Source organism: Parasphingorhabdus sp. JC815, assembly GCF_040717415.1.
In the GTDB taxonomy this organism is placed as follows: domain Bacteria; phylum Pseudomonadota; class Alphaproteobacteria; order Sphingomonadales; family Sphingomonadaceae; genus Parasphingorhabdus.
Genome location: NZ_JBFEFM010000003.1, coordinates 144,178 through 170,271 on the forward strand (window position 1 = coordinate 144,178; position 26,094 = coordinate 170,271).

At 51.3% G+C, this 26,094-nt stretch carries 21 protein-coding genes; 8 read left to right on the forward strand and 13 right to left on the reverse strand.

The window, feature by feature from the left end:
- Positions 1-100: 100 nt before the first annotated feature.
- Together AB1K62_RS08815 and AB1K62_RS08820 are read left to right on the forward strand one after the other, a co-directional pair.
- Positions 101-1,123, forward strand: a complete 1,023-nt coding sequence (locus tag AB1K62_RS08815; protein ID WP_367003033.1) for an NADP-dependent oxidoreductase — start codon at positions 101-103, stop codon at positions 1,121-1,123.
- 12 nt (positions 1,124-1,135) lie between these two features.
- Positions 1,136-1,528, forward strand: coding sequence for a limonene-1,2-epoxide hydrolase family protein (locus tag AB1K62_RS08820; RefSeq protein ID WP_367003034.1), 393 nt, complete (start codon positions 1,136-1,138; stop codon positions 1,526-1,528).
- Positions 1,529-1,548: 20 nt separating this feature from the next.
- On the opposite strand, the gene AB1K62_RS08825 is transcribed toward AB1K62_RS08820, so the two are convergent.
- Positions 1,549-2,310, reverse strand: coding sequence for an SDR family oxidoreductase (locus tag AB1K62_RS08825; RefSeq protein WP_367003037.1), 762 nt, complete (start codon positions 2,308-2,310; stop codon positions 1,549-1,551).
- A 283-nt stretch (positions 2,311-2,593) separates the two neighbouring features.
- Here AB1K62_RS08825 and AB1K62_RS08830 point away from each other — a divergent pair, with 283 nt between their 5' ends.
- Positions 2,594-5,161: a TonB-dependent receptor gene (locus tag AB1K62_RS08830; protein WP_367003039.1), complete on the forward strand. Its 2,568-nt coding sequence runs from the start codon at positions 2,594-2,596 to the stop codon at positions 5,159-5,161.
- Positions 5,162-5,319: 158 nt separating this feature from the next.
- Complete coding sequence (locus AB1K62_RS08835) at positions 5,320-6,135, forward strand: SDR family oxidoreductase (RefSeq protein ID WP_367003041.1); 816 nt, start codon at positions 5,320-5,322, stop codon at positions 6,133-6,135.
- Positions 6,136-6,207: 72 nt separating this feature from the next.
- Here the strand turns inward: AB1K62_RS08835 and AB1K62_RS08840 are convergent, their stop codons facing one another.
- The 4 genes from AB1K62_RS08840 to AB1K62_RS08855 all read right to left on the reverse strand — a co-directional run bounded on the left by AB1K62_RS08840 (position 6,208) and on the right by AB1K62_RS08855 (position 8,492).
- Entirely contained in the window at positions 6,208-6,831 is a 624-nt protein-coding gene (locus AB1K62_RS08840) for a hypothetical protein (protein ID WP_367003043.1), read from the reverse strand.
- Positions 6,832-6,848: 17 nt separating this feature from the next.
- Positions 6,849-7,157, reverse strand: coding sequence for a hypothetical protein (locus tag AB1K62_RS08845; protein ID WP_367003045.1), 309 nt, complete (start codon positions 7,155-7,157; stop codon positions 6,849-6,851).
- 192 nt (positions 7,158-7,349) lie between these two features.
- Entirely contained in the window at positions 7,350-7,763 is a 414-nt protein-coding gene (locus AB1K62_RS08850; protein ID WP_367003047.1) for a holin family protein, read from the reverse strand.
- A gap of 189 nt (positions 7,764-7,952) precedes the next feature.
- Positions 7,953-8,492, reverse strand: coding sequence for a glycosyl hydrolase 108 family protein (locus AB1K62_RS08855; RefSeq protein ID WP_367003048.1), 540 nt, complete (start codon positions 8,490-8,492; stop codon positions 7,953-7,955).
- Positions 8,493-8,705: 213 nt separating this feature from the next.
- Between AB1K62_RS08855 and AB1K62_RS08860 the strand changes: the two genes are divergently transcribed.
- Both AB1K62_RS08860 and AB1K62_RS08865 read left to right on the forward strand, forming a co-directional pair.
- Positions 8,706-9,824: an acyl-CoA dehydrogenase family protein gene (locus AB1K62_RS08860; protein WP_367003050.1), complete on the forward strand. Its 1,119-nt coding sequence runs from the start codon at positions 8,706-8,708 to the stop codon at positions 9,822-9,824.
- Positions 9,825-9,849: 25 nt separating this feature from the next.
- Positions 9,850-11,043 carry an acyl-CoA dehydrogenase family protein gene (locus tag AB1K62_RS08865; RefSeq protein ID WP_367003051.1) on the forward strand — a complete coding sequence of 398 codons (1,194 nt, stop codon included), beginning with the start codon at positions 9,850-9,852 and terminating at the stop codon, positions 11,041-11,043.
- 12 nt (positions 11,044-11,055) lie between these two features.
- Here AB1K62_RS08865 and AB1K62_RS08870 read toward each other — a convergent pair whose 3' ends face one another.
- The 3 genes from AB1K62_RS08870 to ispG form a co-directional block, all read right to left on the reverse strand.
- Positions 11,056-12,069, reverse strand: a complete 1,014-nt coding sequence (locus tag AB1K62_RS08870) for an LLM class flavin-dependent oxidoreductase (protein WP_367003052.1) — start codon at positions 12,067-12,069, stop codon at positions 11,056-11,058.
- Between the two features lie 2 nt (positions 12,070-12,071).
- Complete coding sequence (gene gspN, locus AB1K62_RS08875; RefSeq protein ID WP_367003054.1) at positions 12,072-12,818, reverse strand: type II secretion system protein N; 747 nt, start codon at positions 12,816-12,818, stop codon at positions 12,072-12,074.
- Between the two features lie 96 nt (positions 12,819-12,914).
- A complete protein-coding gene (gene ispG / locus AB1K62_RS08880) occupies positions 12,915-14,051 on the reverse strand; it encodes a flavodoxin-dependent (E)-4-hydroxy-3-methylbut-2-enyl-diphosphate synthase (protein ID WP_367003055.1) in 1,137 nt (378 codons plus the stop codon).
- A 212-nt stretch (positions 14,052-14,263) separates the two neighbouring features.
- Between ispG and AB1K62_RS08885 the strand changes: the two genes are divergently transcribed.
- Positions 14,264-15,787: a carboxyl transferase domain-containing protein gene (locus AB1K62_RS08885; RefSeq protein ID WP_367003057.1), complete on the forward strand. Its 1,524-nt coding sequence runs from the start codon at positions 14,264-14,266 to the stop codon at positions 15,785-15,787.
- 68 nt (positions 15,788-15,855) lie between these two features.
- Here the strand turns inward: AB1K62_RS08885 and AB1K62_RS08890 are convergent, their stop codons facing one another.
- The 5 genes from AB1K62_RS08890 to AB1K62_RS08910 form a co-directional block, all read right to left on the reverse strand.
- Positions 15,856-17,664: an ABC transporter ATP-binding protein/permease gene (locus AB1K62_RS08890; RefSeq protein WP_367003059.1), complete on the reverse strand. Its 1,809-nt coding sequence runs from the start codon at positions 17,662-17,664 to the stop codon at positions 15,856-15,858.
- 117 nt (positions 17,665-17,781) lie between these two features.
- Complete coding sequence (locus AB1K62_RS08895) at positions 17,782-19,842, reverse strand: TonB-dependent receptor plug domain-containing protein (protein ID WP_367003061.1); 2,061 nt, start codon at positions 19,840-19,842, stop codon at positions 17,782-17,784.
- Between the two features lie 152 nt (positions 19,843-19,994).
- Positions 19,995-20,264 (reverse strand): hypothetical protein, encoded by a 270-nt coding sequence (locus tag AB1K62_RS08900; RefSeq protein WP_367003063.1) that lies wholly within the window; start codon positions 20,262-20,264, stop codon positions 19,995-19,997.
- Positions 20,265-20,371: 107 nt separating this feature from the next.
- Positions 20,372-21,895, reverse strand: coding sequence for a fumarate hydratase (locus tag AB1K62_RS08905; protein ID WP_367003347.1), 1,524 nt, complete (start codon positions 21,893-21,895; stop codon positions 20,372-20,374).
- Positions 21,896-21,988: 93 nt separating this feature from the next.
- Positions 21,989-23,023 carry a rod shape-determining protein gene (locus AB1K62_RS08910; RefSeq protein ID WP_367003065.1) on the reverse strand — a complete coding sequence of 345 codons (1,035 nt, stop codon included), beginning with the start codon at positions 23,021-23,023 and terminating at the stop codon, positions 21,989-21,991.
- An 835-nt stretch (positions 23,024-23,858) separates the two neighbouring features.
- Here AB1K62_RS08910 and AB1K62_RS08915 point away from each other — a divergent pair.
- Positions 23,859-25,952 carry a ribonucleoside-diphosphate reductase subunit alpha gene (locus tag AB1K62_RS08915; protein WP_367003067.1) on the forward strand — a complete coding sequence of 698 codons (2,094 nt, stop codon included), beginning with the start codon at positions 23,859-23,861 and terminating at the stop codon, positions 25,950-25,952.
- Positions 25,953-26,094 lie beyond the last annotated feature (142 nt).

Here is a 26,094-nt window from a genome sequence, read left to right on the forward strand (position 1 = left end):
TTTTCAATAAGCCCGTTGTCTCCGCAATCTGGTCGTAAATCACGAAAGACTTGCCGGCAGACTTCTATCTCTAAGGGCGGTTATTTTTAGGAGAATGGACATGGCGACCAACAGAAAATTTACGCTGGTCAACCGGCCCGAAGGCGAGCCCAAAGCAAGCGACTTCAAGCTGGTTGAGGAAGATTTGCCAGAATTAGCGGATGGCGCAATCTTGGTTCGTAATCATTATATATCTCTTGATCCTGCCCAGCGGGGATGGATGAGCGACAAAGAAAGTTATATGCCACCCATTCCATTAGGTGATGCAGTACGGGCAAGTGCTGTAGGACGGGTACATACTTCCAAAAACCCTGATTTTGCTGAAGGACAATGGGTGGTCGGGTTGGCCGCAATGGAAGAGTTTTCGGTGGTTGAGGCTGGTGGATTTACCACGCCTGTAGACGCGTCTATTGTGCCTTCACCAACCAATTTCCTGTCAGTACTCGGTGCGGTTGGAATGACGGCCTATTTCGGAATGATTGACGATGGCCAGCCCAAGGAAGGTGATACCTTGCTTGTAACAGGTGCAGCTGGTGCTGTTGGGTCGCTGGTTGGACAAATTGGCAAGATCAAGGGATGCCGGGTAGTCGGGATTGCTGGTGGCGCAGATAAATGCGCGCGTCTAATTGACGATTATGGGTTTGACGCCGCCATTGATTATCGCGGCAAGAGTCAAGCTGAACTGGAAACGGAAATTGCTGCCGCTGCGCCCGATGGCGTTGATATAATCTGGGAAAATGTCGGCGGTATAATATTGGATGCCGGTCTCACCGCAATCAACGAATATGGCCGTGTCGTACTGTGCGGTTTGATCAGTGAGTATAATAGTCCTGAACCTGTTGGTATACGCAATTTGTGGTATCTTGTCTCACGTCAGGCAACAATCAAGGGCTTCCTGGTCCGTGATTATCCGCCGCGCTTTCCTGAAGGCATCGCGCAGATGGGGCAATGGCTGTCAGAAGGTAAAATCAAGCATGATGAAGATATCGAGAAAGGTATCGAGAATAGCTATGAAGCCTTTATGAAGCTATTTTCCGGAGCCAATCAAGGTAAACTAATATTAGACGTTTCGCCGGACCAATAAGGAGTTGCTACGATGTCAAATGCCAACGAAAAACTTGTACTGGACTTTGTAGAAAGCTGGAATCGATTAGATTATGATTCAATCTATTCGGCCATGGCTGATGATATTTTCTATCATAATATCCCGATGGAGCCATGCAATGGTCTGACTGAAGTCAAAGCGTTTCTTAACGGAGCCTTTAATTTCGATGGAGCACATTGGATCGTGCATGCAATTGCAACCAATGGCAATATGGTGCTTACGGAGCGTACTGATAAATTCAAAATGGCCGGGCAATGGATTGAAATTCGTGTCATGGGAACTTTTGAAATTGAAAACGGCAAGATTGCTAAATGGCGTGATTATTTTGACCTTGCTGAATTTCAAGGGCAGGTAGCTGCGGTTCTGAAAGGTAAGGGGGCCTGATCCGCCCCTAGATCTTGTGACTAACTTGGCTGGTATAATGCGCCATTGTCCACAGGATATTCACCCGCTGTCATGAACCGCGACGCGTCACTGGCCAGATAGACGCACAGTTCTGCAACGTCATTGGTATGACCCAGTTCGCCTAGCGGGATCATGCCGGTTGTGGGGGGTAAATCACCCCTTGCACCAACAGTATCCTGCCGGACCATTGGCGTGTCAATGCCAGCGGGATGCAAGCTGTTGCAGCGGATCGGGTAATTTTTTTCTTTGCAATGTAGTGCCACTGATTTGGTCATTGATCTTACGCCTCCTTTAGCCGCGGAATATGCTAGGAACGGAGAATAACCTTGCAATGCCGCCATGGAGCTTAAGTTGATGATTGAGCTTGGCTGATCATTGTTTTTCATAGCTCTTACAGCATTCTGACAGCCGAGAAACACACCTTCCAGCATAATGGCATTGGTAAGACGAAATTCATCCAGCGTGCAGTCTTCAATTGAAGCCGGAATAACCAGACCAGCGTTGTTGACTAAAATATGCGGATTTCCAATTGCTTTTCGTGTTTCTTCAAACACCTCTTGCCAGCGGACCGGATCAGTAACATCCTGTTGCAGCGGCATTGCCTGCGGACCGATGGCTGCCGCCAATTTATTTACATTGTCGGCATTGATATCCGTGGCGATGACTTTTGCACCTTCATTTGCAAACGTTTCAGCAATAGCTTTACCAATGCCAGAGCCTGCGCCTGTAACTATGGCAATCTTGCCTTCTAATCGACTCATATTAGCTCTCATGAATACTGCGCTTTTGATAGTATAGGCAGAAGTTTTACTGGGCATGACAATGGTCAAAATCGCTAGTTTTCCTGCCTCACGGCTTATTTGAAGCGCCAATATTGTGACATCATTACCACAAGAGTGATCGCTAGCTATCAAATTGGCTAGCAGAGCGCCGCAAGAGTCATGATTAAGATGAACGCTCAATCATCGATGCAGAGATATGCAAAGACGTGATGTAACTTAAGTAAGGCCTAGATAGTTAATCGGGCCTTTAGGGGAGAGAGCGATGACAAAACAAACAAAACTTAACAATAGCGTGATTTCAGCGAAACCTGTTCGCACATTGCTAATGGGTTCGGCAGCTACTCTGACCCTTTTGGGATTTGCACTGCCTGCTTATGCTCAAGGAGAAGATGAAGCTCAGGGCCGTATTGAAGCGAATGACCCTAACATTATTACTGTAACAGCACGCAAGCAACAGGAGACGTTGCAAGAAGTGCCGGTCACTGTCACCGCTATTGGTGGAGATACGTTGGGCAAATTTCAAATTGATGAAATCGCGGATGTAGTCAATCGTGTTCCTTCGTTGAATGTGGCAGTAGGCGGTTCCGGTTCAGGGGGGCAGATATCTTTACGCGGAGTTGGGTCTTCCAATCTTTCCGCGGCCTTTGATTCAGCCGTGGCTTTCGATTTCGATGGTGTGCAAGTCAGCACGATGCGGATCGTTCAGGCCGGGTTTTTTGATGTTGAGCAGATAGATGTTCTGAAAGGTCCCCAGTCTCTTTTCTTTGGTAAAAGTGCATCGGCCGGCGTGATATCTATCCGGTCGGCCAATCCCACACTGGATTGGGAAGTAGGGGGCAAAGCGTCTTATGAATTTGAAGAGAACGGAAAAGTTTTTGGTGGTTATATTTCTGGCCCCATCAGTGACACATTGGGTGTTCGGCTTGCCGCACGTTACACAGACATTGACGATTATGTGAAATTGGAGCCCGGCACACCCGCTATTAACCGGACCCGCGGTCTGAAAGAATTTGTCAGTCGTGCAACGCTGCAGTGGGATCCGACTGACAATTTTAACGCAAATCTGAAACTAAATTATATCAAGAATGAAAATGATGGTGCTACAGGGCATCAGGACATTCAATGTGGTCCAAATGGTCGTCCTGACGAAGTTGTGCTATTGGGCGGTGCTGTCGCTATCCCAACTGTAGCAAGCTGTGATATAAGCGATAATACTTATGCAACGCAGGTGGACCCGAACCCTGTCCTCACACGGAAGTTTCCTGACGGTAGTGCTGGTGCCGATGGCCGTTATCCAGGTAAACCATTTGGTGAAACCGATATCTTCTTTGGCCGTTTGAAATGGGATCTTGATCTTTCCGACTATCTAACCCTGTCATCAGTTTCCGGCTATCTTAATCTCGATTCAGTGGACTTTGATAGCTATAGTTATGGCGGTGTTGGTCCAGCCTTTAATCCAAATGGTCTTCCTCTATCAGCAATTGCACCCGCACTTGACTCAGTGAACGCTCCGGGAGCAGCATTAGGTGCCGGTCAAAGCGATCCGCGTAACAAGACCGAACAATTTACACAGGAAATTCGTCTAACGAGTAATTTTGATGGCATGTTCAATTTCATGGTTGGTGCTTTTTATGAAAGCCGTGAGATTGATCTGGAAACATCACAGCAAGCTGTAAATATTTCGCTTATTGCGCCGGATCCTGTGACAGGAAATACGTTTGATTATTTCAAAAAGCAGAATACAAAAACCGAAGCCTTCTCTGTGTTTGCGAGTACAACGCTGGATCTGACCGATCAGTTACAGATTTCGGGCGGTCTACGCTGGACAGATGAAAGCAAGGTGAGCCGCATTTCGGTCCCCTATGTTCATACATTCCTATCATCTACTCCTGCGTTTATCAGTAGTGGATTCTTCTCGGGGCCAATTAAGTTCAAGGATAATAACTTTTCTCCTGAACTTGCTATTCGTTATCAAGCGACACCTGACATCAATATTTACGGTGCGTTTAAGACCGGATTTAAATCCGGTGGTATCGATAATAGTGCGTTGCCATCTGCTAGCCTCTTAGGGTTTAACGATCCTGATCCGGCAGTCCGTCAAGCAGTGGCCGATTCATTGCGGTTTAAATCAGAAACTGGCATCGGCGGAGAAATTGGTGTGAAGAGCCAATTTGCAAACCGGTCCGTGACATTTAACGTTTCCGGCTTCTATTATGTTTTTGATGATCTTCAGGTGCAAAACTTCGATGGCACAAAAGTTCAATATGAAACATTTAATGCAAGTCAGTTAACCACCAAAGGTATTGACGTTGAGTGGGCTTGGGCAACGCCAGTCTCAGGTTTGAACTTTTCAGGTTCGCTTGCATATACTGATGCCAGGTTCTCGAAAGAGTTTATTACAGCTGATCCCGACGGTATCCCAAACAGTGGGGACGAAACCAATCTGGATGGCCGTAGAGCAGCGCGGGCACCTGAGTTTTCCGGTAATATTGCGTTCGATTGGACTGTCCCTGTTGGATCAGTCATGGAATTTGGTTTGAACGGTAACTTGCAATATTCAAGTTCGTATTTCACCAACCAAGCCACTCTGACAGACTATAAACAAGACGATTATGTCAGTGTTGATGGTGCGGTCTCTATTGGTCACCGTGATGGAAAATGGAAACTCTCCCTTATTGGTGTGAACCTGACCGATAAAATCTGGACTAATACCAGTGGCCCACGTCCGTTCCTGGCTGGTCCAGGCTTAGGGCTGCCAGTAGGCGATGATATTTCTGTTACACAAAATCGTGGTCGACAGGTCTTTGTGGAAGCAAGCTTCAAGTTTTGATTAACTCTCCCGTTGGTCAAATTGGGCCGGGTCAGCCAACGCTGCCCCGGCTTCTTTTTTGGGAAGCTGAACACGCAAAGAATAGCCATATTGAGAGTGGTTTACATACATCGATCATTTAGTTTGACGTACATGATCAGCAATTGAGGAGAATTACAATGGGACGTCTTGAAGGTAAAAAGGCAATTATCCTGGGCGCAGCGGGCGCGGATAATATGGGGCAGGTTATCGCAAAACGGTTTCGGGATGAAGGCGCGGAAGTTCTGGTTGCTGGCCGGAATGAGGATGAGCTGAAACGTTATGCGAAAGAGCTTGGCGGCCATTATGCAGTATGTGACCTGACGAAAGAGGATGACATTCACGCACTTGCACAAGCCGGAATTGATAAAATGGGTGCTGTTGATATTGCTGTCAATGCAACCGGATGGGGGCTATTGAAACCGTTTCTGGAAAATACCCAGGAAGACCTGACCAAGATGTCAAATCTTCAACTGGTTGGCCCTTTCCAGTTTTATCAAGCGATGATCAAGGCGATGACTAATCCGGACAGCACATCGGGTGACAAGGGTGGTTCGATTATCCAGATCAGTTCTGCCACAGCGACGATTATGCTCAATGACCATGCTGCTTATATGGGCACAAAGGCAGCAACCGACCATATCATCCGCTGTGTTGCACATGAGTTTGGTGAGCAAGGGGTTCGCGCCAATAGCATTTCGCCGGGCCTTACACGCACGCCCATGACGGCGGGTGTTGACCAGGTACCTGGACTGGTGGAAGCTTTTGAAGCGCGTTATCCGTTGGGCCGCATTGGTACGAGCGATGATATTGCGGCCGCGGCAGTATTTTTGGCCAGTGATGAATGTTTCATGACAGGAGAAAATCTACAGGTAAATGGCGGACTATGTCTGCGCGGTAATCCTACCGAGAAGGACAAGGAATTGATGATGGGGGCAGTGGCTGCTGCTTCTTAACCGGTCATCTATTGGTCGATATATAAGCGCCAACTGGTATTCCGGTTGGCGCTTTTTATTTGGTCCCTTGGGTTAGAGATCGAAGGGCATGCGTGACATGATCTCAACCGATTTATCTCTAAAGACCGCGTCGCCCAGCTCGCTCTTTTTGTCAGCCAGATATTGATCGCGCTGTTTGAGCATTTCGATGATCGGGTCGTGGAAAACTCTTACAGCGGCGGTCAACCAATCGTTGACTAGCGGATCCCCCGGTGCTCCCTTCATTGAAAAATGCTTTAGCCGGGACGCGATGGCATCGGCTGGCATGAAATATTCGTAGGTTACCCAATAATTGGTAGTGAACCAGCTGAGCGGCATTCCATCTACGCCAAAGCTGAGTGCCCCGAAGTGGACGACGCCTTGGGTTTTTTTGCCATTGGGCAGTTTATTTGGAGGTTTGTAGAGCGGGACAATGCCGCGAAAAATATCCAGCGGCAGGAACATGTGGAAATGCCCGTGTTCGCCTTTTTCACGCTCTTCCGGCTTATGTGCGTGATAGAACCAGCGGGATTTGCCAGGGGCAATACAATCGCCCTCTGGATAATGCTGATACTGAACGAAAGAGGCGTCCGCCGGTACCACTCTGGGAACCAGCGAGACGCCTTCTTTAGCTATTTGGCTTGTAAGCGCAAACAGCTTTTCCAATGCATTAGTCAATGCTGAATAAGCTAGGCTTACTCGGCAGCTTCGTCAGCAGCAGAAGCATCAACTTCGTCAGCAGCTTCTTCAGCGGCTTCACCAGCTTCTTCAGCGGCTTCGCCAGCAGCTTCAGCAGCTTCACCAGCAGCATCTGCAGCGCCTTCAGCAGCGGCACAGCCAGCTTCTTCAGCAGCAGCCATTGCGTCAGTTGCAGCGTCTTCTGCGGTTGCCGCAGCTTCGCTGGCATCTTCAGCAGATTCAGCACATGCGGAAAGAGCAGGAACTGCGAGTGCAAGGCCGCCAGCTACTGCCAGCATTTTGCGAAAGCTTGTTTCGTTAGACATTAAAAATCCCCTTTGGAATGAACTAGACTTCCCTCTCTATCTGCAAAGACATAGCCATGGCAAGTCTATTTCTATGATATCAAAAAAACTGCAGAAATCACTGCATTTCACGGCCATATAATAGTTAACAGATTGGAAGATAAGTGGTTAATCGAGCCTGTTACCGGGCTGATTCTTTGTCTATTGATTGGTTTAATGCTCGACGCCGCGGATTTTTCCCCACTGCCGCGCGGCGGTATAGCCAAGATAGCCCGTGCCAAATAGAGCATATAGCGGTTCGGGAATACCAGCCAGATAAGCGTTCATTCCGCCCGCAATATCCCGTGCCGCCTCTGGATGGATAGCGGCAATCAAGCCCATGGGGATGGACCAGAGCAAGAGCAGATACATGACATAAAGAAAGCTGGGCCGCGCGCGGCTGGTCCACGGATCGTTGGACCGGGCCTCGGCCAATATGGCGGACATCTGAACGCGGATCTGTTCCAGTTCCTGACTGCCTTCCATTTTCAAAAGCTCCAGCTTGGCACGATCACGCGCGTCTTTATCAGGAATAATCTTGTCAATAATTTGAGAAACCGGTCCGATAAGTGTGGATAATAGAGACATATTTTCAGTCCTTTTTATAAGATTTCAGCTAAGAGCGATTGGCCTAAGTTCACTAAGTTCACACCAAGGAGGCTTGTCGCACAGCCATTTTTTGTGTTTGTCGCGTAAAGCTAATCGACTGCGCGAAGAAAATTACGCATGGTGATGAAACCCGGTAAAAGCGCCGTAAGCATGGGCAGCAACGCATGTTCACCCAATACGATGAGCGAGCCAGCCATAGAGGAACGCTTCATTTGCCGGACGCTGCTCGGCCAGTTTGATATAGCGCTCCCCTTGCAGCGCCTCTACAGCCTTTAGTAAAACAGCCTCTCCGCTGTCACCGCGCTTGTTAAGAAACTGATCTAAGGCGCTTAAAGTCTGCGGCCCGATTTTACGGTCTACTGCAATGTCACCGAAATCCTTACCATTGCGGTTCAGCGCATTAAGTGCGCGTTGAAGAAAGCCAGTGGCTATGCCTGCTCCCATGTTGATGCCGGTATCAAATAATTCGCTGGCCAGCATTGGTGCAAGTTCCGCGATTTTATCAAAGCGGGGACGTAACCAGTATGTCCGCTTATATATGGCTGCTGCGTCCTCGTAAGGAAATAGCTGCATGTCCCCCTCATAACCATGGCGGCGCGCTACAGCCATTGTAATGCCCCAGCGGGTCGGGCCGCCACGATCAGCGGGATGGTTGGAATAGTCCCCTTCCACCGCAATCACATCATCAATCAGCTTGTCTATATCCATCTGTGCAACCTTTCATATTGGAAATGAAATTAAAAATAACCTATATGGTTATATGTAGGAAAGCAGATAATTTTCCGGATAGAATTTAATTGACTGATTAACTCCATTCGGGCCTATTCATCGCCAATATCCGTATGTGATTCGTGCGCTGATTCGCCCTTTGAATCGGCCGATAATCATGCACCGAAAATAACAGGTTTAGGAGCTGGTAGATTGAACTTTGATTTCTCTGACGATCAGAAATTCCTGCGTGATGAAGCGCGTAAATTTCTAGGCGCGCAATGTACTAGCGCGCATGTTCGCGCCGTTCTCGATGATGACTCGATGACCCATAATGGAGAGGTTTGGCAGAAAATTGTCGAAATGGGCTGGCTGGGGGCTGCAATTCCAGAAGAATATGGCGGGCTTGGTCTGGGCATGTTGGAATTATGTGTCATCGCCGAAGAGCTGGGACGGGTTCTGGCACCTGTGCCATTCGGATCATCCGCTTATTTCTTTGCAGAAGCGGTCAAGCTGGCTGGAACTGAGGAACAGAAAGCGGAATATTTGCCCAAGGTGGCTGATGGCACGATTATCGGATGTATCGCGACAACCGAAGGTCCAGGACCGCTATCTGCTGCTTCTTTGCAAGCTGTGGTCAAGGATGGAAAATTATCCGGCACAAAGGTTCCGGTGACGGACGGAGACATTGCCACGCACGCCGCTGTTATTGCCAAAGAGGGCAGCGGAACCGGTCTTTATATCGTCGAACTGAATCAGGACGAAGTATCGCGCACATCGCTCAAGACTTTGGAGCCCACGCGCAGCCATGCCAGAATCAGCTTTGACGGCGCAAAAGCCACGCGATTAGGTCAGGAAACAGGGAACGGCATGGCCCTTTTGGATCAGGTGATGAACCGGGCAGCGGTCTTGCTTGCTTTTGAACAATTGGGCGGCGCATCGCGCTGTCTGGAAATGGCGACCGAATATGCCAAAGAACGTCAGGCCTTTGGCCGGCCGATTGGCGGGAATCAGGCGATCAAGCACAAGCTTGCCGATATGTATGTGAAAAATGAAGTGGCGCGTTCCAACGCTTATTATGGCGCATGGGCATTGTCCACCGATGCAGCGGAACTGCCGGAAGCCGCTGCCGCCGCGCGGGTTGCCGCATCGGAAGCCTTCTGGTTTGCCAGCAAGGAGAATATTCAAACACACGGCGGCATGGGTTTTACATGGGAAGTGGATTGCCACCTCTATTATCGCCGCGCAAAATTACTGGCAGTGCAGGCGGGTAGCCCGGCGGTGTGGAAAGAAAAACTTGTTTCCGCGCTGGAAGCCCGAAACGCAGCATAATCAAAAGATTTACGAGGACTGAAAAATGGATTTTAAAGACTCACCGGAAGAAGCTGCGTTCAGAGCCGAAGCGCATGCTTTCTTAAGCCAGCATCTTGAACCTAAAAAAGCCGCTGCGCTGCGTTCCGGACGCCGTGAAGATTATCTTGAGCGTGCGAAGAAGTGGCAAAAAATCAAAGCGGAAAACCATTTTGCGCAGATCACCTGGCCAAAAGAAATTGGCGGGCGCGGCGGATCACCGATGCAGCAGGTAATATGGAATCAGGAAGAGGCCAAATTTGACGCGCCAACTTCTCCCTTTGCCATTGGTCTGGGCATGTGTGTTCCGACTGTCATTGCTTTCGGGTCGGACGAGCACAAGAAACGCTATGTCCAAAAGGCGCTTTATGGCGAAGAAATCTGGTGTCAGCTATTTTCCGAACCGGCAGCAGGGTCGGATGTCGCTGGACTGAAAACCAAAGCGGTCAAGGATGGCGATGAATGGGTCATCAATGGCCAGAAGGTCTGGACCTCTGGAGCGCATTATGCCGATTACGGCATTGTGCTGGTTCGCACCGATCCCGATGTGCCAAAGCACAAGGGACTGACCATGTTCATTGTCGATATGAAACAGGAAGGCGTTGATGTTCGCCCGATCCATCAAGCATCGGGTGGCAGCGAGTTTAACGAGGTATATTTCTCCGACGTCCGCATCCCCGACAGCGACCGGCTGGGTGAACCCGGCATGGGCTGGAAAGTAGCGCTTGTTACGCTAATGAATGAACGGCTGGCCGTGGGCGGTTCGCCCGGACCGGACTGGCAGGAAATTATGGATTATGCGCGTTCAGCCGGTACGATGAGTGATCCGGTCTTCCGCGCCAAGCTCGCGGACTGGTATGTTGCGGCACAGGGTTATAAGCTGACTAAATTCCGTACGCAGACCGCTTTGTCGAAGGGCGAGACACCGGGGCCGGAAAATTCAATCGGCAAGGTTATCACGGCCAATCATTTGCAGGATATTTGCAACAGCGCGATTGAAATGCAGGACCATTACGGGATTATTTCCGACAAGGAAAATGCGGCGGCTGATGCCATTTTTCAGGAAAGTTTCCTATGGGCACCGGGGCTGCGGATTGCTGGTGGAACGGACGAGATTCTGAAGAATATCATTGCCGAGCGGGTGCTCGGACTGCCGCAGGATGTTCGGGTGGACAAAGACAAGCCTTTCTCCGCTTTTTAACGGAGAGGCATGTCAGCTGGTGATTGAATCATTCAGCAAATCCCGGACTTGGGCGGTGAGCGTGTAAGATTTTTCGCGCGCATCCTGGTCGAATATTGATCCGGCGATGATAAGTTCGTCCGCTTGCGTGCGATCGAGAAATGCTTGGACACTGCTCCTCACTGTGTCTGGCGTTCCGATTGCACTGCCTTGCATCACTTGCGCGAGCATGGATTGAGCCTGTGGAGGGAGGCTTTCACGATATCCTTCAACGGGGGGCGGCAATTTTCCCGGATTGCCGGTGCGTAGCGCGACAAAGCTCTGCATCATCGAAGTCGCGAGACATTCCGCTTCCTCATCGCTATCGGCGGCAAATATGTTGAATCCGCACATCACATAAGGCTCTGATAGCTGTGCCGACGGTTTGAATTCGCGGCGGTAAATATCGAGCGCTTCGTCCAGTGCTTGCGGCGCAAAGTGCGAGGCAAAGGCATAAGGCAAGCCCAAAGCGGCAGCAAGCTGTGCCCCGAACAGACTGCTGCCCAAAATATAAAGCGGAACGTTAGAGCCTGCGCCCGGTGTTGCTTGAATACGCAATCGCTCGTCCCCGGCCAGATAGGCTTGTAGTTCCAGAACATCGCGCGGAAATTCGTTCGCATCTGTGTTCAGGTTCCGTCGTAGCGCCTGTGCCACAATTTGATCGGAGCCGGGCGCACGACCAAGACCAAGATCAACACGGCCGGGGAACAATGCTTCCAATGTCCCGAATTGCTCGGCAATCACCAGCGGCGCGTGATTGGGCAGCATGATGCCGCCCGCGCCGATGCGAATGGTTTTTGTGCCGGACCCGATATGCGCCAGAGCGACCGACGTAGCAGCGCTGGCGATGCCGACCATGCCGTGATGTTCGGCCATCCAGAAACGCTTAAAGCCCAGTGCTTCACCCTGTTGCGCCAGTGCGAGGGAGCGGTCGAGCGCGGTCCGTACATCTGAACCCTGCGGCACTTGGGACAGATCAAGTATGGAAAATTTTACAGCTTTGTTCATATCTATCTCTTTTGTCCCAATTGGTCACCTAATGTACCAGCTATGGTCATTGCATAGCCCCCCGGTAATTGCTGGAAACCCAGCGTCGGCAACAGCAACGTCCATGCCCGTTCATTCCCATTTAGGTATAATCGCGCCGTATAAAAGCCATTGCCTTCCAGTTTCAGGGTTAATTCTTCCATACCGGACCCGCTGCTGAGCGGTAGGACCAGCACGCCATCCTCGCATATAGCATTGCCGAGCAAGCCCTGTTGCAAATCCAGCCCCGGAATATTCGTGTCGAGCGACACCCGGACTCGCCCGCTTGCCGATTGGCATCTGCCGCCCGAGAAGCGGGCGCTGACATCTTCCAGCATGATATTGGTCACGGGCAGGGGAGTGAGAACCTGACCCATGCTAAGCATAGTGCTGGCATTTTCGAGCAGCACGTCATCGCCCTGCTTGCCGATGATCGCGGTGAGGCCGCTGCCACAATCTGCCACGCGTTTCAGGTCCAATGTAATTTTACCGGCTAATAATGGAAAAAACCGCGCTCTTGCATCAAGGTCACCTAGCGCAAAAGGTCCAATCCGCGCCTGTTCAATTCGTCCGCGCCAGAGAGAGCCGGTAATATCCCGGGCAGAAAACCGCGCGCCCTCAAGCCCCGCCATGCCAACCGCAATTTTCAGGGGCATGAAAGCGAAGGCCAATATTATCAGCCCAAGGGTAGCCAAAACGTAAATTAAACCACGCTGCCCCCGCTTTTCCATTTATCTATTCACCATGGATCATTTGATCCTGAGCCGCTGGCCACCGTAGGCAAACAGCTTCGGGAGAACGAAAAAGAAGGAGATGAAGATATAAAACTATTCCGCCGCTTCCATCTGCTCGGTTGCAGTTTCAATTTCTGCGGCTTTGGCTTCGACCAGTTTGACGATATGATCGACCATATCACTATCGGCAACATGATGGTCAGTGACACCGGAGAGATAAACCATATGTTTGCCCGCGCCGCCGCCGGTAATGCCAATGTCGGTTTCGCGCGCTTCGCCCGGTCCGTTAACAACGCAACCAAGGACGGAAAGCGATAGCGGTGTACGAATATGCTGGAGCCGTTCTTCAAGTGTTTGCACCGTGCGAATGACATCAAAGCCCTGTCGCGCACAGCTGGGACAGCTTACTACGCGAACGCCCCGCGTACGCAGGCCCAGCGCCTTTAGCATTTCAAAGCCGACGCGCACTTCTTCTTCCGGTTCGGCCGATAGGCTAACACGGATAGTGTCGCCAATTCCCGACCACAGCAGATTGCCCATGCCGATAGAGCTTTTTACCGTGCCGCCGATCAAACCGCCTGCCTCTGTAATACCAAGATGTAACGGACAATCCACCGCATCGGCAAGCTGCATATAGGCCGCGACAGCAAGGAAAACGTCAGACGCTTTAACTGCCACTTTATATTCATGAAAATCATGGTCTTGCAGAATCTTTATATGGTCGAGCGCGCTTTCGACTAATGCCTCCGGACAAGGCTCTCCATATTTTTCGAGCAGATCCTTTTCCAGACTACCGGCATTGACCCCGATACGGATGGCGCAGCCATTGGCTTTGGCCGCATCGACGACTTCCTTGACCCGCTCTGCGCTGCCGATATTTCCCGGATTGATGCGTAGGCAAGCCGCGCCCGCTTCGGCTGCTTCAATGCCACGCTTATAATGGAAATGGATGTCGGCGACGATCGGCACGTTACTCGCCCGGACAATCTGTTTGAGCGCAGCGGTGCTTTCAACATCGGGACAGGACACCCGGATAATATCGACGCCCGCCTCTTCACAGCGGCGGATTTGATCAATTGTCGCCTTGGCATCACTGGTCAGCGTATTGGTCATCGTCTGCACAGTAATCGGCGCATCGCCCCCGACCGGCACATCACCGACCATGATCTGGCGGCTTTTGCGGCGTTCAATATCGCGCCATGGGCGTAGGGATGGGCTGCTTGCTGTCATATTTTGCTCTTGTAAGAAGGGCTCTATTGCTCGACATATAAGCGCTTTGCCTTCAAAAAGTAAGAGCGAAGTAGGAGAGATTTAGATGGAGGCCTTTGGGACCTTGCTCTGTCAGACTTATGACCATCGTGGATGCGTTGAGCCATCGCAGCTAACGAACTAAAGACAGATTACCGCTTCCCCTTTCTTAATCACTCGGTTAAACCTGTGCTATGACATGGAAAGCTGAAATACAAGAACTGCGCGAGCGTCAACGTCTTGCGGAGAAAATGGGCGGCGAGGAAAAAGTTTCTCGCCAGCATGGGCGTGGAAAACTGGATGCTCGGGCGCGGATTGCCGGGATTGTTGATGACGGGTCTTTTCGCGAGATCGGCAAGATAGCCGGGCGAGGGACGTATAATGACAAGGGTGAGTTTGAAGATTTTGCGCCGAGCAACCTGATTTTTGGCCGCGCCAATATTGAAGGACGGCCTGTGGTCGCCAGCGCCGACGATTTTACCGTGAGAGGCGGCGCAGCCGATGCCGCGCTGCACCGCAAATTCGTCCAGTGCGAAAAAATGGCCCATACATTGGGTATTCCGATGATCCGGATGATTGACGGGACGGGTGGCGGCGGTTCGGTCAAATCGCTTGAAGACATGGGCTTTACCTATGTTCCGGCGGTTCCCGGCTGGGAAGATATAATCAAGAACCAAGAGACTGTCCCGGTGGTGGCTCTGGCTTTGGGACCAACGGCGGGAATGGGCGCAGCGCGCACTGTGGCCAGCCATTATTCGATCATGGTGCGCGGGCTTTCCCAAATATTTGCCGCCGGGCCAGCGGTCGCCGCAGCCATTGGTGATAGTCTGACCAAAGAAGAATTGGGCGGCAGCGCCATACACACGCGTAACGGCGTGGTTGATGAAGAAGTGGGCAGCGAGGCCGAAGCCTTTGCCACCGCGCGAAAATTTCTGTCATATCTGCCGAGCAATATTAACGAGCGCGCCGAACGCGTGGAGAACGGCGACCCGCCGGGCCGCCGCGACAACAGCCTGCTTTCCGCCGTGCCGCGCGGTGACAAGGAAGTCTATTCCATGCGGAAAATCATGGATGCGGTATTTGATAAAGGCACGGTCTTTGAAATGGGTAAGCGATGGGGCAGGGCGGCGATTACGGCCTTTGCCCGGCTGGATGGTTATCCGGTCGCGGTGCTCGCCAATGATCCTAGTTTTTTGGGGGGAAGCTGGGAAGCCAAATCATCTGAAAAGGTCGAGCGTTTTGCCAAGCTGGCGGACCAGTTCCGTTTGCCGGTTGTCCATCTGGTCGATAATCCCGGCTTTATGATTGGCGAAGATGCCGAACGCACTGGCACGATCCGCTATGGTGTTCAGGCGATGAACGCGGTTTATAAAGCGACGGTCCCGTGGGCCAGCATTATCGTGCGCCGTGCCTATGGAATTGCAGGGAGCGCCATGTCCAATGCGGAAAATTTTCAATATCGCTTTGCATGGCCGAGCGGGGATTGGGGTTCGCTGCCCATCGCGGGCGGACTGGAAGTGGCTTATAAAGCGGATATTGAAGCATCCGATGATCCGGCGGCGCGGCTGGAAGAAATCAAGGCCAAACTTAATCAGGTGACATCGCCATTCCGCACAGCAGAGCAATTTAGCGTGGAGGATATTATCGACCCGCGCGAAACCCGTCCCTTATTGTGCGAGTTTGCCGATCTGGCGTGGCGGAGGTTGGCGGCGGAGTAAGTTTTTAGACCCGTCCTTACCCAATCGTCATTCCCGCCAGCGCGGGAATGACGGGGGTAAATGAATATCTAAACCGCCTCCAGTTGCCGGTCCTCGGCCTGACGCTGCCACATATCGGCATAAAGACCTTTCTTCGCCAGTAGCTCGCGATGATTGCCACGTTCGGCAATGCGGCCTTCGTTAAGCACGATAATCTTATCCGCGTGGGTGATGGTCGATAAACGGTGCGCGATGATAAGCGTAGTGCGTTGCTCGGAAATCTTGGCGAGTGTGGCCTGAATCTCGTCCTCCGTGCGACTGTCGAGCGCAGAGGTTGCTTCATCTAGTATCAGGATCGGCGGATTCTTGAGCAAGGTTCGCGCTATGGCGACCCGCTGTTTCTCTCCACCCGATAGTTTCAGACCGCGTTCGCCTACCTGTGTGTCATAACCGTCGGGCAGCTTTTCAATAAAACCGTCAAGCGCAGCGCCGCGCGCCGCTTCTTCGATTTCTTCCTGTGTCGCGCCGTCGCGGCCATAGCCGATATTATAACCGATCGTATCATTGAACAAAACGCTGTCCTGCGGCACGATACCAATGGCGCTCCGCAGACTATTCTGGGTGACGCCGGATATATCCTGACCGTCAATTAATATGCGGCCCGCTTGCGGATCGTAAAAACGGAATAACAGCCGTGCAATAGTGGATTTTCCTGCACCCGATGGCCCTACAATGGCCAGTGTCCCGCCGGGTGGGACTTCAAAACCAAGACCGTGGAGGATGCTGCGATCATCACCATAGGCGAATTTTATATCTTCAAATCTTACATCACCGGAACTGACATTAAGCGTTGCGGCATCGGGCTTGTCCTGAATTTCCGGATCGGTATCGATCAACCGGAACATTGCATCCATATCGACCAGTCCCTGTCGAATGGTGCGATAGACCATGCCGAGCAGGTCTAGCGGGCGGAACAATTGCATCAACAGCGTGTTGACCAGCACCAGATCACCGACCGTTAACTGTCCTTGGCTCCAGCCATAGACGCTATAAGCCATGGCTCCGATCATTGTGAGGTTCGTGATTATCGACTGGCCGATATTCAGCATACCCAGGGAGTTTTCCGATTTGACCGCTGCCTTGGCCCAGTCCTGCATGGCTTGATTATAGCGGGTTGCTTCGCGCTTTTCGGCCGTAAAATATTTCACCGTTTCATAATTAAGCAACGCATCAACCGACCGGCCTATGGCGCGGGTATCCATATCATTCATTTCCGCGCGCAAAGCGTTGCGCCAATCTGTCACTTTGCGGGTAAAGAGGATATAGATGGCGACCATTGCCATCGTTGCCGCGACCAGAGTGAAACCGAATTTCACCTGAAAAATGATCAATACAGCCGTTAGCTCGATTACTGTCGGAGCGATATTGAACAGCAGGAAATAAAGCATGATGTCGATGCTCTTGGTCCCGCGCTCGATGACTTTGGTGATTTCACCCGTGCGGCGGCCCAGATGAAAACGCAGCGATAGCCGGTGCAAATGGATGAACACATTGGTCGCCAGACGCCGCGCGGCTTCCTGTCCGACTTTTTCGAATGCAATATTGCGTAAATTGTCAAACATCACCTGACCAAAACGCGCCAGTCCGTAAGCAGCGACCAGCGCCAGCAGGACAGTCAGAGTGGCTTCAGTGCCGGCGGTCATCCCGTCAACCACCGCCTTATAGGCAAAGGGCATCAATAATATCGCACCCTTGGCACATAGCACCAAAAGTCCGGCGATGATAATACGCAGCCGCAGCGCTGGCGCATCCTTTGGCCATAAATAGGGCAGAAAACGCTTAAGCGTCGGGATCATCGGCGGGTCGATCTGACCCTTTGTGCTGTAATCTGGTGGCATGATCAGGATGTAGGGATGTCGGAGGGGAAAGTCTATCTGACGATGATGCAGTATTGGCAAGAAGCAGCCACTATATCCGGGCAAGCCCGTACATTCTGCACTAAAGCAACCTTATGATCAGAAACTGCCGCTAATCGTCAGGCTGTAAATCAGACCAAATTTCCGCACACGGTTTTCGATAAAATCTATCGGCCCGTCCCGGCGGTTCACATAGGCGGTGCGCTTGAACCGTTCACCACGGTCAAGCAAATTGCCCAGATTGGCGTTGACCGTCAGGCCCAGTATATTTTTATGTTCAACGAAAATCCATGAATAGGGCGCCAGAACCGTAAACTGTGCTATCTGGTCCAGTCGGGTATGGCCGGTGTCGCCAGCCGCATCTATTCCCGCGCCCCAGGCCCATTGCGAGTTCGGAATGTCGTGACGCAAAGTGACTTCATATCGGTATCGGTCGTCCTGGCTGATCCGCCGTGTGCGTCCTGTTAGAGGGTCTTTTACACTGCTGGTGACCACTTCGGCATCAATATCAATTTTGGCCCCGCGCCAGCCCAGCGGGTCGAGCAGAAATGTTGAAACAAGCCCAATGCCATAGCGGTCGGCACTATCAAGATTGCCCCGCGCTTCAGCGGTCGCGCTGATTGGCACGGTATCGACAATATCGCTGATTTTTTCGCCAAAAAACTTCACTGTTGCGGAGCCGAATGCGCCAAGTTTTTTTGTTGCTTCCACTTCCGCCCGCCATTTTTGCGGAGGCACCAGATCGGGATTACCGGCATTTACGACATCACTGGACACATCGACAGAGGCGATGAAATCAAAGAAATCAAGCTGCCCGACTTCGCGGGATAATTTGAAACTGAGGTCAAGATCATCAGCAGGTTTCCACGCCAGCGTCACAGAGCCTTTTGGCCGGACAAAGGAGCGGTTCAGCGAGCCTTGACTGATTTGGCTATATTCGCCGCCGAGCGCAGCCTGCAAGGTAACGCCGGATGATAGGGGGCGACCATAAGTTGTTATGAATTCAGCTCTTTTTTCCTCAACCCTGCTGTTCGCATTTTTCAGCTTGTCGCCGCTCACTCCCGATTTGCTCTCCAGAAAATTATACGCGCCTTCCAGACTGAAGCCCCAGTCCGTGCCGCCTGCGGTTTTCCAGTTATATTCTGTGCGGAGCACGGTTTCCCCTTCATCGACTGTGCGATCAAAACTGGCTCTGAACGGAGGAGTTACTCCGTCAGTAAAGCAGCGCAGGAACACATCATTTGTGGGACTATGCTCAAAGCGTTGCAGCCCGATCAGCTTTAATCGTCCGCCGCCCAGATCAAATGTATAATCTGCATTAAACTCGGCATTCCACTCCCGCTCGCGGCCGGTAAACAGCTCGATTATGTCTGCTTCTCCCACCTCTGTCCGCAATGTATCGACCCGCTGGCTAAAATGATTAAGCCCATATTCGCCGCTGATGTTAAATATTGATCCGGCGTCGCTGGTGCGCTGGTAGGATGCATTTATCGTGGGCACATCGCCGCGCGCACGGGCAATTTCATCCCGATGGAATAGCAAGTCTCCCATGCTGTTGGTAACGCGTTCAGGTCCGCGCGCACCATTACGAAAGCTGTCATTCCTGACCGCCAGACTAACATCACCTTTGCCGACCTTGGCGCTGATGGAAGCCTCTCCATCAAACCAGTCGTTGCCGGATCTCCGCCAACGGGGGCGCCATTTGAAATTGCCGGAAATGCCCGCGCCGCCATTGGTGATCAGGTTGAGCACCTGTCCCGATAGGCCGGAAATGCTGAGCGTTGCGCCATCGACAATCTCGATGCGCACGACGTTTGATGCGGAAATACGGCCCAAAACCGTAATGGCATCGTTATTTTTACCAGCGATCCGCGCGCCGTTTATTAAGACATTTTCGTCAGCCTGACCCAATCCCCGCGCATTATTATCGCCGGTATCAATCGTAAAGCCGGGGACTTGGCGAACGATATCCAAGGCGGTGCGGGGATTAAACCGCGCGAATTGCGCGGCCTCATAAATCTCGCGGTTATTTTCTATCCTGGGCTGTAGATCATCATTAGCCGATGTGGTCGTTTGTGCTGAAACATTTGATGATAAAGCACAGGTTGCGGCAATAGTCGCGACAGTAGCTTTCCAATGTATCCGTCTGTTAACGTTCAAAATTATCCCCTCCCGTTAGAAAGCCTGTTTGCTTCCTTCCATTCGGGTTTATGACCAGATAGTTACAAAAGAAATTGTCGTTCGATAAACTACATATGTAGTCGGATTAACGACGTGCAAAGCTGCCCTTCCGGTTTTACGGAGAATATGAGCTAATGTCTGTTTGAAAATAAGGCATAAGCACCCGCACCATTGGCAAGAGTATAAATGCCATAGAAAATAACAGCCATAAGCATGCCCATATTAGCAAAGACCAAAGCTGCGGCCAGCATCAGAAATTCCAGAATATAGCTTCCATAAGGCCCAAGCAGCTTGGAAAAACTGCCCCTTGCCTCGGTAATCATCGGGTGATCACTTTCCATCATAGCCTTGTGCATGGCAAAATTGCCGATGCCGCAAATAAAGATGATGAACACATACATTATTGCATCATAGTATATATCATCGCCCTTGTCAGCGATTTCAGATGATTATGCGATTTTGAGGAAACCGTCGCCCCGCTCACGACCGGGTACGACGGTCTCACATCTCAAGCCTTCTCGAGCAGGCCTTCTTTCTTGATCTTTTCCTGCCATACTAGCGGCGCAAGGTGGTGGACGCTTTGTCCTTCGGCATCGACCGCAACGGTAACCGGCATGTCTTGCACTTCAAATTCATATATGGCTTCCATGCCAAGATCTTCAAAACCGACAACTTTTGATCCTTTAATCGCACGGCTGACCAAATAGGCGCTGCCGCCCACAGCCATCAAATAGGCGCTTTTATGCTTTTTGATAGAATCCACGGTATCCAGACCGCGTTCCGCTTTGCCGACCATGGCGAGCAGGCCTTGTTCCAGCATCATGTCGGTAAACTGGTCCATCCGCGTTGCGGTGGTAGGGCCAGCCGGACCGACCACTTCTTCACCGACAGGATCAACCGGACCGACATAATATATAACGCGGCCCTTGAACTCGACAGGAAGTTCTTCACCTTTGCCAAGCATATCCTTGATGCGTTTGTGCGCGGCATCGCGGCCGGTCAGCATTTTGCCGTTAAGCAGCAGGCGGTCACCATGTTTCCATGAAGCCACTTCGGCGGCATCAAGATTATCCAGCTGAACCCGCCGCGCTTGTGATGATGGCGTCCAGTTAACATCAGGCCATTCGTCCAGCTTTGGTGCTTCCAGATAGGCGGGGCCACTGCCATCGAGGGTGAAATGCGCGTGGCGTGTGGCCGCGCAATTGGGGATCATCGCAACCGGCTTTCCTGCCGCGTGGCAGGGCCAGTCATTGATTTTGACGTCCAATATAGTGGAAAGTCCCCCCAGTCCTTGTGCGCCGATACCCAGCGCGTTGACCTTGTCAAAGATTTCGATGCGGAGCTCTTCAATATCATTGCGCGGGCCACGCTGTTTCAACTGGCCCATATCAATCGGGTCCATCAGCGATTGTTTGGCAAGCAGAACGGCGCGTTCGGCCGTGCCGCCTATCCCGATGCCAAGCATGCCCGGCGGACACCAGCCTGCACCCATTTGCGGCACCATATCCAGCACCCAGTCAACAATATTGTCGCTCGGGTTCATCATCTTGAACTTGGATTTATTTTCGCTGCCGCCGCCCTTGGCTGCAACGTCAATCGAGACATTATTACCCGGTACCATTTCGACATGCAGGACACAGGGCGTATTATCTTTGGTATTGCGCCGCGTGAACGCGGGATCGGCAAGTATGGAGGCGCGCAATTTATTTTCCGGATGCAGGTAAGCGCGTCGGACGCCTTCGTCGATTATCTCCTGCATGGATTTTGATGTATCGTCGAGGCGGCAATCCATGCCCCATTTTACAAACACATTGACGATGCCGGTATCCTGACAGATTGGCCGATGCCCCTCTGCACACATGCGGCTGTTGGTCAATATCTGCGCGATTGCGTCCTTGGCTGCCGGGGATTTTTCTGCCTCATAGGCTTCGCCCAGCGCGCGGATATAATCCATCGGATGATAATAAGAGATAAATTGCAGCGCGTCGGCGACGCTTTCAATCAAGTCAGCTTGGGTAATCGTAACGGTCATCATGGCTCCGGAAATATTCTTGGAATGCGATCGGGAGGTCTTTTGGCGGATATGGTGAAGGTCGGCAAGGTTTTCTGTGCCGATAAGCGAGAGTCAGGCGGGAATCAGCGCGCCCTGATAGAGCGGATCTTCCAGCGCACGTCCTGCGCCATTGGCTACGCACATCAATGGATCATCAGCAATTGTGACAGCCAGTCCGGTTTCCGAAGCGATATGCTCATCAATCCGACCCAGCAGAGCACCGCCACCAGTCAGGATTATGCCTTGATCGACAATATCGGCGGCCAGCTCAGGAGCTGTATTTTCGAGCGCGTTGCGAACGCTTTCAGTAATCTGGCCTACAGCCTCGGCAATAGCGTAGGTTATTTCGGCTTCGGTAATGACGATCTTTCTCGGCATGCCTTTTACCAGATCACGGCCACGGATCTGCATTGTGCGCCCGTTATCGAGCGGACTGACTGCGCTCGCTATTTCATGTTTAATCTGCTCTGCGGTGGTTTCACCGATAGCCAGATTATGTTTGCGGCGAATATGGGAAGTAATGGCGTCGTCAATCTTGTCACCGCCCATGCCTCCCGAAGTGCTGAAAGCCAGCCCTTGCAACGATAATACCGCAACTTCCGTTGTGCCGCCGCCAATATCAACGACCATTGTGCCGATGGGTTTCGATACTTCGATGCCCGCGCCAATAGCTGCTGCCATTGGTTCCTCGATAAAGAAGATATGGGATCCGCCAGCATTGGAGGCGGCATCCCTGATGGCTCTGCGCTGAACATTGGTTGATCCGGAGGGTATGCAAATGACAATATCGAAACGGCGCAGCAATCCTGTCTTTTTTTCATGCACTTTATGGATGAAATGTTTGATCATCTGTTCTGCGACATCCAGATCAGCGATCACCCCATCTTTTAGCGGGCGGATAACCTGTATATTCTCGGGCGTCTTGCCCATCATCAATTTGGCATCGCTACCTACGGCGCGTACTTTGGTTACACCGTCGATGGTTTCCAGCGCCACGACAGATGGCTCATTAAGTACGATTCCGCGATCGCGCAGATAAATGAGCGTATTTGCCGTGCCCAGGTCAATCGCGATGTCATGCGATTGGAGTTTAAAGAAACTACGCATAGATAATCAGATACTTTTATAAAGAGAGATCACATTCCGGATGCGAAAAATTAGCGAACACAAGCCGACTCTGCCCCAATGAATCTTTTCTGTCCAGTCGAGCTGTGTTGAAAATCAATCGTCTGTCATTTCTATGGCGGATTATATTGCGATCGAATAGCCCCTGAATCGGTATTTTTGCGGAAATAACTTTATCCACTCATGTCATGCTACCACCAGATGTTGTATATCGGCGGCGATGCGTGCACCCGTATGTGAATTTTTCATCAGGCAATGCACTTTATGATGCAGCACATAGTGGAAAAAATATTTTTCTATATTTTCCACTTGCCCTCTTGATCTCTGTGAGCATCTCTTGATGGCCTAGCGGGTCCATGCGTCGCTGCGCTGCAACATGATATGGCGTTCGATGAAACGAGTCATTTCTGCGATGAGCAGATCCGTTAAAATGTAATTTACCCTCTTGCATAAAAATTTGTTTCAGCCACTATGGGTTGTGGTTAGGTAATGGGGAGGGCACCAATTTATGGTATTAGATACCGAATCGGCGCATGGCTCCTGTTAGTCTGAATCGCAAGTGATTTTTTGGGTTTTCGGGCAAATATATATGCCCGTAACAGTTTTAAAAATGTTACGTTCAGTCACTCGGTTCCAAGCAATTGTCCGAGTCGAACAATACGAGAACAAATGGTCTGGTGTTTAACCCATCAGAAGATCGGTCGGATAGCCAGCAAATATGCGCTGGGAAGCAGACCGGAAAACGTGCTCGGCTGGGGTAAAACCCGGTCGGGGGTATATTTGGGCGCTATTGGATTGGATTGAGAAGGGGGCTTTGATGGATTTTAGAGATAGCCGGGATGATGCCGGAAATGGTGATAGAGATATGAGTGAGAATGATATGGCCGCCGAAACATTGGATACGTCAGCGTTGGATACATCAGCAGACCAGTCCGAAAGTCTGAAAGATGAACCTGCAACCATTGCCAAGACAGCTCCGGTGAAAGAGCCGGAGGTTAGCAAAAAGGCTCAAGCTGAAGCAGATGCAGCGAAGAAAAATGACGAAAAAGAACTGAAAGCGGAGCGCGACAGTCATAGCGTCGAGAAGCGCCGGTTCAAAATCGTTCTGGATGAATCGCGCGATGCGCTGCTCACGGATTTTGGCAAAGAGACGCTGAAAGATCGCTATCTGCTGCCTAATGAAAGTTTTCAGGACCTGTTCTCCCGCGTGGCGGATGCCTATGCGGATGATCAAGAGCATGCCCAGCGGCTTTATGATTATATTTCAAAGCTCTGGTTCATGCCGGCCACCCCGATTTTGTCTAATGGCGGTACCGGTCGCGGCTTGCCGATCTCATGCTATCTTAACAGCGTGGATGACAGCCTGGGCGGGATCGTCAACACCTGGAACGAAAACGTCTGGCTTGCGTCAAAAGGCGGTGGCATTGGCACCTATTGGGGCAATGTCCGCGGCATTGGCGAGCCGGTTGGCCTGAATGGTAAAACCTCTGGTATCATTCCGTTTGTGCGAGTGATGGATAGCCTGACACTGGCGATTTCGCAGGGCAGCTTGCGGCGTGGTTCGGCGGCTTGTTATCTTGACATCGACCATCCGGAAATCGAAGAGTTTCTTGAAATTAGAAAGCCTTCCGGTGACTTTAACCGAAAAGCTCTGAACCTGCATCACGGCGTGTTGTTGACCGACGCGTTTATGGAAGCCGTTCGCGATGGAGAGGAAATTGAGCTTAAGTCGCCCAAGACGGGGGAAGTGCGTGGCACTGTTGATGCGCGCTCGTTATTCCAAAAGCTGGTCGAAACGCGCCTCGCCACGGGTGAGCCTTATATTATCTTTAACGACACGGTAAACCGGATGATGCCCAAGCATCACCGCGATCTGGGATTGAAAGTATCAACTTCCAACCTGTGTTCCGAAATCACACTGCCCACGGGTCGTGACCATTTGGGTGAGGACAGGACGGCAGTGTGTTGCCTGTCCTCACTTAACCTTGAAAAATGGGATGAATGGTCAGCGGACAAGGAGTTTATCGAGGATGTTATGCGCTTCCTTGATAACGTTCTACAGGATTATATTGACCGCGCGCCTGATGAAATGGCGCGGGCGAAATATAGCGCCAGCCGCGAACGCAGTGTTGGTCTTGGTGTTATGGGCTTTCACAGCTTTTTGCAGGCACGCGGCCTTGGTTTTGAAAGTGCGTTGGCAAAATCGTGGAATATGAAGATGTTCAAGCATATTTCGGCGAAAGCGTCCGAGGCCAGCATGATGCTTGCCAAGGAACGCGGTCCTTGTCCCGATGCCGCCGATCAGGGTGTGATGGAGCGCTTCTCCTGCAAAATGGCTATCGCGCCTACCGCGTCGATCAGCATCATTTGCGGCGGCGCATCTGCCTGTATCGAGCCGATCCCGGCGAATATCTATACCCACAAAACGCTGTCCGGCAGCTTTGTGGTTAAAAACCCGCATCTGGAAAAATTGCTGCAAGAAAAATCAAAAGACAGCACTAATGTCTGGAACAGCATCCTGGAGCAGGGCGGCAGCGTCCAGCATCTCGATTTCCTCTCTGCCGAGGAAAAAGACGCGTATAAAACCAGCTTCGAGATTGACCAGCGCTGGTTGCTTGAACTGGCCGCGGACCGCACCCCATATATTGATCAGGCGCAGTCTCTGAACCTGTTCATTCCGGCGGATGTCGATAAGTGGGACTTGCTGATGCTGCATTTCCGCGCATGGGAACTGGGAATCAAGTCGCTCTATTATCTGCGTAGTAAATCCATCCAGCGCGCCGGATTTGCCGGTCAGCAAGAGGCCGCGTCGGGCGGCGGCGTAGAAGCGGATAATACGCTCGACCCGAAAACGGTCGAACTGATGACGGCGGAAACAACAGATTATGACGAGTGTCTGGCTTGTCAGTAATATGGGTCAATAATTTGGACCAATAATTGGGCTTTGGCCTACTACCCCCTCCCGATTTGCTCCTTTACGGGAGGGGGCTATTTTTCCCGGACGGGATAAAGGGCGCAATATTCCTCTCTCCTAGCAGAGAGAAAACAGATGT